The sequence below is a fragment of the Pseudomonas sp. AC247 genome (assembly GCF_979258015.1).
Window position 1 is genome coordinate 86688 of record NZ_OZ409829.1, and the last position, 13547, is coordinate 100234.

A 13547-nucleotide genomic window follows, 5' to 3' on the forward strand; every position below is an offset into this window, starting at 1 on the left:
CGGGATTGCCGAAGATCAAAAGATCGCAGCCTGCGGCAGCTCCTACGGGGTGTCGGGGGATACCCAGATGCGGGGTCTTAGCGGATTTCGGGGGTCCAGGTGACACCAAACATCCACACACGACCTTCCTCGCGATAACCGTATTGGCCGCCGTCGTAGCTGTAATTCGCCCGGCTGTAACCCTTGTCGAAAACGTTATCCACTTTCAGATCCAGCTTGATCTCGCGGTTCAACGCCCAACTGCTGCGCAATCCGAATAACGCATAACCACCCAGCGGGTTTTCGTTTTTCAGATCGTCATAACTGCTGCTCACCGCCTGCCAACTTGCACCGACGCCGATCTGGTCAAACTGGCGATCCAGATCCCAGCTCAACGTCCGCCGCGCACGTCGTGCCAAGGTATGCCCGCTATCACGATCGCGGGGGTCGATGATCGACACGCCAAGGTTGCTCTGCCAATCGAACAGTTCCTGTTTCAGCGCCGCTTCGAAACCGTTGATTCGCGCTGAAGCGACGTTCTCCGGACGTGAATTGCTGCCGAAGATGATCGCGTCTTGCAGATCCGTACGGTAAATCGACGCTTCCAGACGGCTGCTGTCGCTCAACTGGCTGCGCCATTGCAGCTCATAGCTTTTCGAGGTTTCCGGTTTCAGATCGGGGTTGCTGAAATCCGGGTAATACAAGTCGTTGAACGTTGGCGCGCGGAAGCCTTCGCTGTAGCTGAGCAGCAGATCGTTATCCGGGTTCAACGGCAACGTGAACGTGCCGCTCCAGGTGTTCTGGCTGCCGAATTGCTGATTGTCATCGTGACGCAGACCCAGCTCGGTGGAGAAGCTGTCGGCCTGATAACGATGCTGGATGAAGGCGGCGCGATTCCAGCGGCTGTCCTCGTCGAACGCGGTGCTGCTGTTGACGCGATCTTCGTACCAGTCGCCACCGAGGATCAGGCTGTTGCGCGCGTTCAAGGTGAGGTCGTTCTGCCAGTTCACCGAGTCGAAATAGGTGTTGAACACCGTGCGCTCGTCGCTGAGTTTATCCAGGGTCTTCTCGCGGTTCTCGGTATGGCCGAACTCGACGCGGGTTTTCCACAGGTCGTTGACCCGTGCGTCGAAGTAGCTGCTGATGCTGCTGACGTTGAAATCGCTGTAGGGTTGCTGTTGGTAGGACTGATCCGTCACGACGTCATATCTACCGAACGGGCTGTCAAACTCGCTCTTGCCACGGTTATCGAGCAGATTGGCGCCGATCTCAATGTCGTCGGTCAACGCATGGCTGAGGCTCAGGCTGACGGATTTGTTGCGATAGGCATCGTGATCACCATCGCTTGGATACGAATCGTGCGTGCGATCAATCCCGGCAGTTTCATCGAGGCTGGCGCCGAGGTTGAAACGGGTTTTTTCATCGCCGCCGGACAAACCGAGGCTACGCTCCCAGGTCTGGTTGCTGCCGAAACCGACGTGCATGCGTGGCTGAAGACCTTGCTCGGTGCCGCGTCGGGTGAAAATCTGAATCACCCCGCCAATCGCATCGCTGCCATAAATCACCGAACGCGAACCGCGCAGCACTTCGACGCGCTCGATCTGTTCGATGTTCAGGTGTTGCAGATTGCTGTCGCCGGACGTCGAGTTGCCGATGCGCTGGCCGTCGACCAGCACCAGGCTTTGCGCCGACTGCGTGCCACGAATGTAAACGCCCGGCAGACTGCCGCGCCCACCGGTTTGCGCCACTTGCCCACCCGGCACGCGACGCAGCAAGTCCGGCACGTCGCTCGGTTGCAGACGGTCGATGTCTTCGCGGGTGAATACGGTGTTGGCGGCGCTGCTGTCATTGCGCGCTTCAACCTGACGGTTGGCGGAGATCAGCACATCCGGCAGCTTCAGCGCCTGATCGCGCTCGAAGGTGTCGGCGAGGGCATTGGCGGACGGCAGCAGGAAGAAAGGCAGGGCGAGGCGCGAGAGTTTCATGGCAATCCATGGCTTATGCAAAACCCGGTAGGAGCTGCCGAAGGCTGCGATCTTTTGATTTTGCTTTTTAGGAAGGTCTGGAGCCGCCGAGAAGCAGGATCAAAAGATCGCAGCCTTCGGCAGCTCCTACAGGGGGAACGCTTAGCGGTTGAGCAATTCCAGGCGCTGACGAATCGACGCTTCGATCCCGGCCTCATCCAGCCCGCACTCGGCCAGCATCTGCGCAGGTTTGGCGTGCTCGACGTAGATATCCGGCAAGCCCAGGTGCAGCATCGACTTGAGGATGTTCTCGCGGGCGAGAAACTCGCTGACCGCGCCACCGGCGCCGCCCATGATCGCGTTCTCTTCAATCGTCACCAGCAACTCGTGGCTGCCGGCAATCTCGCGCACCAAGGCTTCATCCAGCGGTTTGACGAAACGCATGTCGACCACCGTGGCATCGAGCGTCTCGGCGACTTTCAGCGCTTCGGCCAATTGCACGCCAAACACCAGCAGGGCGACTTTGCTGCCCTGACGACGGACGATGCCCTTGCCGATTTCGATCGGCTCGAGATCCTTCTCGATGGTCGCATTCGGGCCGCTGCCGCGCGGATAACGCACCGCCGCCGGGCCGTTGTAGAGGTGGCCAGTGGTGAGCATTTTGCGCAGTTCGTTTTCATCGCTCGGGGTCATGATGACCATGCCCGGAATGCAGCGCAGGTACGACAGGTCGAAGCTGCCGGCGTGGGTCGGGCCGTCTTCGCCGACCAGACCGGCACGGTCGATGGCGAACAGCACGTCAAGGTTCTGCACCGCGACGTCATGCACCAACTGGTCGTAACCACGCTGCAGGAACGTCGAGTAGATCGCCACCACCGGTTTCGCGCCTTCGCAGGCCATGCCGGCGGCGAACGTCACCGCGTGTTGCTCGGCAATCGCCACGTCGAAGTAGCGCAGCGGGAAGCGTTCGCTGAACGCCACCAGGTCCGAGCCTTCCTTCATTGCCGGGGTGATCCCGACCAGGCGCGGATCTGCTGCGGCCATGTCGCACAGCCACTCGCCGAACACTGCCGAATATTTCGGCCCGCTGGCAGGCTTCGGCGCAGCGGCTGGAGCGTCCAGGGGTTCAAGTTTGGTGATGGCGTGGTAACCGATCGGGTCGACTTCTGCCGGGGCGAAGCCTTTGCCCTTTTTGGTGACGATGTGCAGAAACTGCGGGCCTTTGAGGTCACGCATGTTGCGCAGCGTGGCGATCAGGGTCGGCAGGTCGTGGCCGTCGATCGGGCCGATGTAGTTCCAGCCGAGCTCTTCGAACAGGGTGCCGGGAACCAGCATGCCTTTGGCGTATTCTTCGGTGCGACGGGCGATTTCCCACGCGCCGGGCAGGCGCGACAGGACCTTTTTGCTGCCTTCACGCATGCTCGCGTAAGTGCGGCTGGAAAGGATCTTCGCCAGATAATTCGACAGGCCGCCGACGTTGCGCGAGATCGACATGTCGTTGTCGTTGAGGATCACCAGCATGTTGGCGTTCACTTCCGGCGCGTGGTTCAGCGCCTCGAAGGCCATGCCGGCGGTCAACGCGCCATCACCGATCACGGCAATCGCCTTGCGATCACTGTTTTGCAGGCGGGCGGCAATCGCCATGCCCAGCGCAGCGCTGATCGAGGTGCTGGAGTGGCCGACGCCAAAGGTGTCGTACTCGCTCTCGGCGCGACGCGGGAAGGCAGCGATGCCGTCCTTCTGGCGCAGCGATTCCATGCGCTCACGGCGACCGGTAAGGATCTTGTGCGGATACGCCTGATGACCAACGTCCCACACCAGCCGGTCATCCGGCGTGTCGAAGACGTAATGCAGCGCGATGGTCAGCTCGATCACGCCCAGGCCGGCACCGAAATGCCCACCGGTCTGACCGACCGTGTAGAGCAATTCCAGGCGCAACTCATCGGCCAGGGTTTCCAGCTCGGCTTCGCCTAACCGGCGCAGGCCGTCCGGCGTATTCGCGCGGTCGAGCAGGGGCGTGGTCGGGCGCTTGCGGGGAATCTCATGAAACGTCGTGGGCATCAGGCGAATCGTTATAGGTATAGAAGATGCGGCAGTTTACCTGATGCATCGCCCCCTGCCCACGCGTTGGTCTTTTTTGGCGGATTCGCCGTCAGCTGCGGCGCTCGACGATATACCGGGCCAGCTCGCGCAAGGGCTCGGCTGCCGCGTCAAACGGTCGCAGGGCATGCAGGGCCTGATCGCGCAGTTCCAGCGCGTAGGCTTTTGCCGCATCGAGACCGAGCAGGGCCGGGTAGGTCGGCTTGTCCCGGGCAATGTCGGCGCCCTGGCGTTTGCCGAGGGTTGCGGTATCGCTTTCGACGTCGAGGATGTCGTCCTGCACCTGAAAAGCCAGGCCGATGGCCTGTGCATAAGTCTGCAAGGCGCGCAGTTCGTCCGGCTCGGCACGGCCGCTGGCCAGGGCGCCGAGTTTGACGCTGACTTCGATCAGCGCGCCGGTCTTGTGCCGGTGCATCTGTTCGAGGGCTTTTTGATCGAGCTTGAGGCCGACCGAACCCAGGTCGATGGCCTGGCCGCCAACCATGCCTGCCGGCCCCGCAGCCTGCGCAAGCGCGGTGACCATTTGCAGGCGGATATCGCTGCTGCAATCGCTCAGGCGCGGATCGAGCAGGGCGCTGAACGCCAGGCTCTGCAAACCATCACCGGCAAGAATCGCGCAGGCTTCATCGAATTTTTTGTGAGTAGTCGGCTGACCACGACGCAAATCGTCGTCGTCCATCGCCGGCAAATCGTCGTGCACCAGCGAATAAGCGTGGATCAACTCGACCGCGCAAGCGGCGCCGTTGGCTTGCTCAGCCTTGCCGCCGAGCGCTTCGCACGCCGCATAGGCGAGCAGCGGACGCACGCGTTTGCCGCCGTTCATCACGCTGTAGCGCATGGCTTCGTAAAGCCGCGCCAGTTCCGGCAGCGGCGCATTGAACAGGGTTTCCAGCGCCGCGTTGACCCGGCCCTGGCTGGTCGCCGTGTACGCTGCAATCATTCTGGCTGTTCCGCGTCGAAGGGTTCCTCGGCGAGTTCGCCATCGCGCTCCAGCAGCACTTGCACCTTCTGCTCGGCTTGCGCCAGCGCTGCCTGGCAATCACGGGTCAGACCGATGCCCTGCTCGAAAGCGGTCAGCGAGTCTTCCAGCGACAATTCACCGTTCTCCAGACGCTCGACCAATGTTTGCAGGTCGGCGAGGGACTGTTCGAAATCCAGTGCAGCTTTTTTGCGGGCCATGGCGGCGATTTCCGGTTGACGTTAAACCGGCGCGACACTAGCAGATAGGGGGTTTATGGGCAAATGAGCGGGGCGATGCCAGCGACAACGAGTGATCCCTGGTGCAGAACAAGAATCCCATCTGAATACAAGGATCTCCTGTGAGACCAAAGATCTCGTGTGAGAACAAAGATCCCTGTGGCGAGGGGATTTATCCCCGATGGGCTGCGTAGCAGCCCTAAACCTATATATGTGTATCTTCAGGTCTATCAGGTCAGCTCACATTGCGACTGCTACGCAGCCGATCGGGGATAAATCCCCTCGCCACAGGATTTGTGGTGATTCAGGCTTATTCGGCTCATTTTGTGAGCCGAATAACCGCTCTATTCGGCTCACATCCCTCAAAAGGCACGTTTCCTACAGCTATCGCACCTGTATCCGATTGTTAAAAAGCCACCAAATGGCTAATCTTCGCGCCTTCTACGACCCGATAGTCACGGGTCTTTCAGACGAAACGCAGTTTCACCGCTGTGAAGTACCGAGGATCGGGTGCAAGGTTTCGTTCAGGCATGGCAGGAGGCATCACATGCGTTCATTTCTTTTGCTGCTGATCGGGTTGGCCTGCGCGCCCGCGCTGCTGGCCGCGCCGAGTGCCGAGTTGTCGGAACCGGTGGGCGGCTGGCGCTACCACGGCCTGCTCGATCGCACGGAAAACCCGCAAGTCGCCTATCCGACGCCGCCGATCGATCGCGGCATCCAGCGTAATCGCACGATGATCCAGGGCCAACTCAAGTCCATCGGACACATGCGCCCGCCGCACAGCCTCGCCGTGAATGGCAATCCACTGAATCTGTACACCGACGACCAAGGGCGTTTCGCCCGGCCGTATGCGTTCGGCGCCGGTTCCAACAGCGTCGAGGTGATCAGCGCCGAAGGCCAGTCGCTCAAGCGTGTGCAATTTTATGAAGCAAACAATTTGCGCACGCCGGCGCGAATTCGTCTTGTCTTGGGATGGGACGATCCAAAAGCCGAACTCGATCTGCACATTGTCACGCCCGACGGTCAGCATGCGTTCTGGGCGCAGCCGGCGCTGAGCAATGGCGGCGGTCTGGACCCGGATGGTGTCGATGGCCCCGGCCCGGAAATGTTCACCATGACCGCGCCGCTGCATGGCACCTATCTGGTTTACGTCAACTATTGGGGCAACTTCGGCAACGGCGGCTATAACTTCGATGAGACCAGCAACCAGAATGAGGTGATCACCTCGCAAATCACGCTGGTGGTCAACGAAAACACCGTCGACGAAAAACGCGAAACGTTCATCGTGCCCCTGCGGGCGATCGGTGATCTGCTGCTGGTCAAGACTTTCAACTATTAAGCATTCCGCCACGGATGAAATCCTGAGCTTTGGGAAATGAGCGAGAAGATGAGCGATAACACTGTGACTTCGGCTGTCGAAACGCCAGCGGCCAAACCTTCGCGACGCTGGCCGTTGCTGCTGGCCGGGTTGTGCCTGGTGGCCGGCGTGGCGGGTGGTTTTGGCTGGCTGCTGCTCAAGCCCAAGGCGCCGCCGGCGGAGCTGGCGAGTGACAAGCTCGGCCTGAGTCGTCCGGATGCCTTGCTGGAAACCCGCTCGTTGAGCCAGTTGCCCAAGGACCTGCTGACGGTGCCGTTCCTCAAGGCCACGCTCACCGAAGATTTCGTCTTCTATTACGAAACCCACGCCGACCGCCTCGGGCTGATCGGCAGCCTGCGCCGGATCATCTACGAGCACGACCTGAAGTTGCAGGACAGCCTGATCGAGCAGCTTTTCGATCAGCCGGCTGACGTCGCGCTGTGGCGTGGCGCGGATGGTCGCTTGAAGGATTTCCTGTTGGTGATGGATCGCGGCGGTCTGGCGAAACTGCTCGAACCGCTGGCGAAAGTCGCACTGGATGACACGCAGCTCAGTCAGATGGGCGAACTGAAAGTCGGCGGCGATAGCGTGCCGCTGTACCAACTGACCTACAACGCCAACAAAGCCCTGTTGTTCGCCTCCCACGGCGACAAGTTGGTGGTGCTGTCCAACCCGGCCAAGTATTACGACCCGGAAAGCGGCGCCTCCGAAGAGTCGGGCCACGTTTCACCACAAGCGCTGGCGGCGTTGCTCAATGGCGAAAAACTGTTCCCTGAGGCGTTCGGTCTGCCGGCGAAAACCCCGGAAACCAAACAGCGTCTGTCGGTGAATTCCAGCGTCCTCGCCATGGGTTATCAGCGCTTCATCCCGAATTTCGCCGGGCTGCGGTTCGACATGGACGACAAGGGCTGGCACAGCTACCTCGCCATGGACGAACTGGAAAACCAACCCGACTTCGACTTCAAACCGGTGTGGCAAGCGATGCCGCTGGGCGCCAGTGCCTGCGTGACCCTGCCGGTCGCCGCCGAGCCGCAAAAACCGCTGCTGGTGAAGCTCGGCGCTGAAGACGCGGTGGCGCAGACCCTCACCGACCACGTGGCCGGCGCGGCAGGCCTGTGCTGGTACGCCGATTCGCGTTTGTACACGCCGTTGCTGGTGGCCAGTCTGAAAGACGAGGACAGCAGTAAACTCGATGGCGACCTCGGCAAGCTGTTCGGTTCGATGGTCGGTGCGTTCGAGTCCAACGTCGAAGAAAACGTCTTCCCTGTGGTCGAGAAACAGGAAGGCCAGAACCACGTCTGGCAGCGTCAGGTCAGCTCCAACTTCGGCCCGTATGCGGCGAAGACTGCGGAGAACCCGGACGCGATTTCCGGCAAGGCGTTCATGAAAGTAAGCCTGGCCCGTCATGGCTCGACGCTGCTGTTTTCCCTCGACGACAAACTCGTCGACAAAGCCCTCGGCACCCTCGACAAGCGCTTCCCGCCAATGGCCGACGTGCTGCCCAAAGATGTGCTGATGCCAATCTACTTCGGCCCGGATTCGATGGCGCAGCTGATGCAGCAGGAAACCCTCGACAGCCTGCCGCAGGACATGGAACCGGTGTTCTACAACGCCGCGCAAACCTACCTGATCCCGAAACTGCGCACCCTCGGCGGCTACGGCAAATATGCCCTGACCCTGCCTGAAGGCAGCGAGCCTGACGGCCACTGGCAATGGCTGCCGCTGGAATGGAAAGCGCTGTGACCGCACTGATCCGCAGCCTCGGCCTGCTCGCGCTGTTACTCAGCGCGGGCGCCCGAGCCGTTGAAGCACCTGCACTGGATCCGGCGCAATCCCAGGTGTTTCGCGCCTGGTTCGTGCGCATCGCCCAGGAGCAATTGAGCCAGGGGCCGAGCCCGCGCTGGTATCAGCAGGACTGCGCCGGGCTGGTGCGTTTTGCCGCCAACGAAGCACTGAAAGTCCATGACGACAAATGGCTGCGCAGCAATGGCCTGTCCAATCGTTATCTGCCGCCGGAACTGGCGCTCAGCGACGAGCAGCGCAAGCTCGCCCAGCAATGGCAGCAGGGCGGCGGCAAGGTTGGGCCGTACGTCAATGCGATCAAACTGATTCAGTTCAACAGCCATCTGGTCAGCCGCGACGTGTCGCAGGCGCGGCCCGGTGACTTGATGTTTTTCGATCAGGGCGACGACCAGCACCTGATGATCTGGATGGGCCGCTACATCGCCTATCACACCGGCACCACCACCCCGACTGACAACGGCATGCGTTCGGCAAGCCTGCAGCAACTCATGACATGGAAGGACACCCGATGGATACCCGACGCAGCCAACCCCAACTTCATCGGCGTCTATCGACTGAACTTTCTCTCCCAATGACCGGTGCCCGCATGTTGCGACTCTGCTCCCGAATTCCTTTGCTGCTGGCGCTGTTGCTGCCATTGGCCAGCGTCAACGCCGAAGATTCGGTCGAGCCGAGCGGCTACACGCCGGTCTCCGGTGAAAGCTTTTTCCTGCTCGCCGACAGCAGCTTTGCTGCCGACGAACAGGCGATGGTGCGCCTCGAAGCGCCGGGCCGTGATTACCGTCGTTTCCGCATGGAACCGTATGGCGGCGCCGACATTCGCGTGTATCGCATCGACAAGCCGCTGGATTTCCTCAAGCGCCAGAAGAATCTGCATCGTGTGGTCAGCGACGGCCAGTTCAAGGGCGAAGGCCTGTCCAACACCCTCGCGTACCTGTGGGATAACTGGTACCGCAAATCCCGTCGGGTGATGCAGCGCGCGTTCTCTTATGAATCGCGCAAACAGGTCACCGAAGAAGTGCCGGAACTGAAGATGGGCAATGCCATCGCCGCACCGACACCGTACGACGCGCAGCCGCAATTTGCGTTGATTCCGGGCCTGCCGGTGGTCAGCCAGTTCCGTTATCCGCTGTGGCAGGCCAAGCCGATCCAGCCGCCGGAAGGGGTGAATCTGGCCGGCTCTTCCAGTGATTTCGTCAGCGTCGCACCGGGCAACGTTTACATCCCGTTGGGCAATCTGAAACCCGGTCTGTATCTGGTCGAAGCGTTGATCGGCAAGTACCGCGCGACCACCATGGTCTTCGTCTCCAACACCGTCGCGGTGAGCAAGATTGCCGGCGATGAGTTGCTGGTCTGGGCTGCGCGCAAACACGAAGGCAGTTCGGTGCCGAAGGTCAATGTGCTGTGGACCGATGGCCTCGGCGTGATGAGCAGCGGCGCCACCGATACCGATGGTTTGCTGCGCCTGAAACACGTCAGCCCGGAGCGTTCGTTCGTGATCGGCGAGGATGAAGAGGGCGGCGTCTTCGTCTCGGAAAACTTCTATTACGACAGCGAAATCTACGACACCAAACTGTATGCCTTCACCGACCGGCCGCTGTATCGCCCGGGTGATTGGGTGTCGTTGAAGATCGTTGGCCGCGAGTTCAAGAATGCGCGGGATTCAGTGTTGCCGGGGGCGGCGGACGTCAACGTCAGCGTGCTGGATGCTACGGGTACCGAGTTGCAGCACCTCGATTTGAAACTTGATTCGAAGGCCGGTACTCAGGGCCGCTTCCAGTTGCCGGACAACGCTGTGGCGGGCGGTTACGAGATTCGTTTCAACTACAAGGATCAGGCCTACAGCAGCGCGTTCCGAGTGGCGGAATACATCAAGCCGCACTTCGAGATTTCGCTGAATCTGGCCAAACAGGATTACCGCACCGGCGAGCCGGTCAAAGGCAGTCTGGTGTTGCTCTACCCGGACGGCAAACCGGTGGCCAACGCCAAACTGACCCTGAGCCTGCGTGCCCAGCAACTGTCGATGGTCGACAACGAATTGCAATACCTCGGGCAATTCCCGGTGGAGCTGACCAGCACCGAACTGACCACCGACAGCAAAGGCAACGCGACCCTCGATCTGCCGGCCGCCGACAAACCGAGCCGTTACATGCTCACCGTTTTTGCCAGCGATGGCGCGGCGTATCGGGTCAAGACCACCAAGGAAATCCTCATCGACCGCGGTGCCGCGAGCTTCCGCTTGAGCGCGCCGCAACGCTTCAGTGCGGTCGGCGACAAGGTTGCGTTCAGCTACGCCAACGAGGGCGGCACCGAGCAAAGCAAAGCAGTGACGCCGAGCACGTATGGCTGGGTGCGTCTGGAAGACCAGAGCACCGGCGAAGGCAAACTTGCCGCGAAGGATAAAGGCTTCAGCCTCGCTTTCGAGCGTCCGGGCACCTACAACCTGACCTTGAAAGATCAACACGGTCGCGTTCTCGGTGCTACCGGGCATGCGGTCACTGGCGATGGCGTCAAAGCGGTACCAGGTACCGTGGAAATCGTCCTCGACAAGCCTGAATACAAGGCCGGCGATGAAGCGCTGGCTTTGATCACGTTCCCGGAACCGGTCAGTGATGCATTGCTCTCGCTGGAGCGTGACAAGGTCGAAGCCACTGCGCTGCTGGCCAAGGGCGGCGACTGGCTGAAACTGGAAAAACTCAGCGACACCCAATACCGCGCGCGCATCCCGGTGAAGGATAACTTTGCGCCGAACCTGACCTTCTCCGTGCTCTACACCAAGGGCGGTCAGTACAGCTTCCAGAACGCCGGGATCAAAGTGGTCGCGCCGCAAATCGACGTAGCGATCAGTACTGACAAAGCGGTGTACCTGCCGGGCGACACGGTCACGGTTGACCTGACCACGCAGTTCGCCGGCAAAGCGGTTCCGGCGCATCTGACCGTTAGCGTCGTTGACGAGATGGTTTATGCGCTGCAACCGGAAGTCGCACCGACCATCGACCAGTTCTTCTATCACCCGCGCCGTAACAATGTGCGCACCAGCGCCAGCTTGTCGTTCATCAGTTACGACGTCGCGTTGCCGGGCAGCCCTGGCGCACCGGGCAAAGCCAACCGCAGCGAACGTGGGGTGAAAGTGCTGGAGCGTCCGCGTCGTGAAGACGTCGACACCGCCGCGTGGCAGCCGGAGTTGTTGACCGGTGTCGACGGCAAAACCCGCTTCACCTTCAAGATGCCGGACTCGCTGACCCGCTGGCGCATCACCGCCCGCGCCATCGCCGATGACGGTCAGGTCGGGCAGAAGAAACAGTTCGTCCGTTCGGAAAAACCGCTGTACCTGAAGTGGAGCGGCCCGAGCAAATTCCGCAAGGGCGATCAGCCGCAACTCGGTGTGTTCGCCTTCAGTCAGGCCGAAAAACCAGTCAAGGCTGAACTGGTCACTCACTATGCTGGCGCCGAACAACGCCTGCCGGTGACCCTCAACAACGGCATCAATTACCTGCCGCTGCCGGCGTTCGCCTTGGCTTCAGGCGAATGGACAGCGGAGTTGGTGCAGGACGGCAAGACCGCCGACTCCCTCGCTGTGCGCCTGAGTGCGACCGGTGACGGCTGGCAAGTGACGCAGACGCAGAGCCTTGATGTCGCCAGTGGTGACACGCCGTTGAGTCTGCCGGCCGACGCCACGGATATTCGCCTGCGCCTGGATGACAGCCCGCAAGCGCTGTTCCGTTCGGCACTCGATGATCTGCTCAGCTATCCGTATGGCGGCGTCGAGCAGACGGCCAGCCGTTTACTGCCGTTGAGCATCGCTTATCCATCGCTGGCGTCGAGCCCGCAGATCCGCGATCGCTTGCGCCTGATCATGCAAAACAGCCGTCTGCGTCTGGTGCAAATGGCCGGGCCATCGGCGAGTTTCACCTGGTGGGGTTACGACGGTGAGCCGGATGCGTTCCTCACGGCCTATGCCTATTACGCCGACTTTAACGCCAGCCATGTGCTGGAACTGAGCTTGCCGCCGGAGCATTGGCAGCGCGTGCTGGAGGTTTACGCCAAGCAAGCGCCGAACACGCCGTTGCTGCAACGGGCGCTGATTCTGTCGTTTGCCAAGCAGATGCATCTGCCGGTGAACACGCTGCTCAGCGGTTTGATGGACGATCTGGCCAAGGCCGGTGAAGGCAATGTGCAGACGCTGATGGACGATGGCGAAGACAGTCTGGTGATGAGCGATCCGGATTCGGCGCTCGGTCTGGCGGCGGCGCGGGTGCTGACCTCAGCGCTGGCCACGCAGTCGAAAGTGGCCTTGCCGGATGCATTCAATCGTCAGGTGGGCGCTGCGCAACAGCGTCTGTCCGTCAGTTCGCAGCCGTTTGCCGAAGCCTTGAACCTGTCGTTGCAGCCGTTCGATCAAGCGCGTGCGCAAGCGCTGCTGCAACGTCTGCTGCCGCAACAATCGACCTTGGAACGCGCGCTGGCGCTGACCTGGCTGCAACGCAGCATCGCCCAGGCTTCGCCGACCATTGCACTGACGCCGGGTGAAGGCTGGAAGAAAAACTACGGCGCCAGCGGCGAAATGTATTGGACTTGGCAAGGCGCGACGCCAGTGCCAAGTGTGTTGACTGTGTCTGGCACACAAGAGCGTCCGCTGCGCGCGGCGTTGAGCTTCCAGACTCAGCAACCGGCAGTCGATCCAATGGCCGTAACCATCACCCGTCGCTTGTCGCGACTGGTGCCGGGCGATGAAGCGTTCACCTTCAAACTGGAGCCGGTCGGGACCAAGCCGCTGTCCAGTGACAGCCTGTATCTGGACGAAGTGATCCTCACCAGTAAAGCGCCGAAACCACTGCGCTACGGCATGCTCGAAGTGCCGTTGCCGCCGGGCGCCGATGTCGAGCGCACGACGTGGGGCATCAAGTTGCAGGGTAAGGATGGCACCGAGCCGACCGCGCTGGAGAAGGCGCGTTTCGAACCGGGTCAACTGGCTTACGCGGTGCCGGTCGATGCGTTGAGCGGCGAGTTGCGCCTGCGCCATCTGGTGCGTTTCTCGCAGAAGGGCCAGTTCAACCTGCCGCCGGTGCGCTTCACCCAGATTTACGCGCCGCAGCATCAGGCCCAGGAAGCGAAAGCCGCCCTCGGTCAGGTCACGGTCAACTGAC

General features: G+C 61.1%; 8 protein-coding genes. 4 read left to right on the forward strand and 4 right to left on the reverse strand.

Annotated features, from left to right (window positions below):
- Nucleotides 1-77 precede the first annotated feature (77 nt).
- The 4 genes from ACZZ0B_RS00495 to ACZZ0B_RS00510 all read right to left on the reverse strand — a co-directional run bounded on the left by ACZZ0B_RS00495 (nt 78) and on the right by ACZZ0B_RS00510 (nt 5222).
- Nucleotides 78-1964, reverse strand: a complete 1887-nt coding sequence (locus ACZZ0B_RS00495) for a TonB-dependent receptor domain-containing protein (protein ID WP_463544152.1) — start codon at nt 1962-1964, stop codon at nt 78-80.
- Nucleotides 1965-2105: 141 nt separating this feature from the next.
- Nucleotides 2106-4004, reverse strand: a complete 1899-nt coding sequence (dxs, locus tag ACZZ0B_RS00500) for a 1-deoxy-D-xylulose-5-phosphate synthase (RefSeq protein WP_440096982.1) — start codon at nt 4002-4004, stop codon at nt 2106-2108.
- Between the two features lie 91 nt (nt 4005-4095).
- Nucleotides 4096-4983, reverse strand: a complete 888-nt coding sequence (gene ispA, locus ACZZ0B_RS00505; protein ID WP_008081830.1) for a (2E,6E)-farnesyl diphosphate synthase — start codon at nt 4981-4983, stop codon at nt 4096-4098.
- On the reverse strand, nt 4980-5222 hold the full coding sequence (locus ACZZ0B_RS00510; RefSeq protein WP_003228627.1) for an exodeoxyribonuclease VII small subunit: 243 nt from the start codon (nt 5220-5222) through the stop codon (nt 4980-4982). The genes ispA and ACZZ0B_RS00510 overlap by 4 nt, the downstream gene beginning before the upstream one ends.
- 565 nt (nt 5223-5787) lie before the next feature.
- Here ACZZ0B_RS00510 and ACZZ0B_RS00515 point away from each other — a divergent pair.
- Genes ACZZ0B_RS00515 through ACZZ0B_RS00530 form a run of 4 tightly spaced genes read left to right on the forward strand, consistent with a single transcriptional unit; the run spans nt 5788 to nt 13546 of the window.
- Nucleotides 5788-6579: a YfaP family protein gene (locus tag ACZZ0B_RS00515; protein ID WP_463544153.1), complete on the forward strand. Its 792-nt coding sequence runs from the start codon at nt 5788-5790 to the stop codon at nt 6577-6579.
- A gap of 48 nt (nt 6580-6627) precedes the next feature.
- Nucleotides 6628-8340, forward strand: coding sequence for a DUF2138 domain-containing protein (locus ACZZ0B_RS00520; protein WP_463544154.1), 1713 nt, complete (start codon nt 6628-6630; stop codon nt 8338-8340).
- Nucleotides 8325-8975 carry a DUF1175 domain-containing protein gene (locus ACZZ0B_RS00525; protein ID WP_008081825.1) on the forward strand — a complete coding sequence of 217 codons (651 nt, stop codon included), beginning with the start codon at nt 8325-8327 and terminating at the stop codon, nt 8973-8975. The genes ACZZ0B_RS00520 and ACZZ0B_RS00525 overlap by 16 nt, the downstream gene beginning before the upstream one ends.
- On the forward strand, nt 8972-13546 hold the full coding sequence (locus ACZZ0B_RS00530; protein WP_463544155.1) for an alpha-2-macroglobulin family protein: 4575 nt from the start codon (nt 8972-8974) through the stop codon (nt 13544-13546). Before ACZZ0B_RS00525 ends, ACZZ0B_RS00530 begins: the two co-directional genes overlap by 4 nt.
- The last annotated feature ends 1 nt before the right edge of the window (nt 13547 follow it).

What these genes read in the sequence shown, in the direction of transcription:
- ACZZ0B_RS00495 (WP_463544152.1), bottom strand. Translation starts at nt 1,964, where the DNA reads ATGAAACTCTCGCGCCTCGCCCTGCCTTTCTTCCTGCTGCCGTCCGCC.
- dxs (WP_440096982.1), bottom strand. Translation starts at nt 4,004, where the DNA reads ATGCCCACGACGTTTCATGAGATTCCCCGCAAGCGCCCGACCACGCCC.
- ispA (WP_008081830.1), bottom strand. Translation starts at nt 4,983, where the DNA reads ATGATTGCAGCGTACACGGCGACCAGCCAGGGCCGGGTCAACGCGGCG.
- ACZZ0B_RS00510 (WP_003228627.1), bottom strand. Translation starts at nt 5,222, where the DNA reads ATGGCCCGCAAAAAAGCTGCACTGGATTTCGAACAGTCCCTCGCCGAC.
- ACZZ0B_RS00515 (WP_463544153.1), top strand. Translation starts at nt 5,788, where the DNA reads ATGCGTTCATTTCTTTTGCTGCTGATCGGGTTGGCCTGCGCGCCCGCG.
- ACZZ0B_RS00520 (WP_463544154.1), top strand. Translation starts at nt 6,628, where the DNA reads ATGAGCGATAACACTGTGACTTCGGCTGTCGAAACGCCAGCGGCCAAA.
- ACZZ0B_RS00525 (WP_008081825.1), top strand. Translation starts at nt 8,325, where the DNA reads ATGGAAAGCGCTGTGACCGCACTGATCCGCAGCCTCGGCCTGCTCGCG.
- ACZZ0B_RS00530 (WP_463544155.1), top strand. Translation starts at nt 8,972, where the DNA reads ATGACCGGTGCCCGCATGTTGCGACTCTGCTCCCGAATTCCTTTGCTG.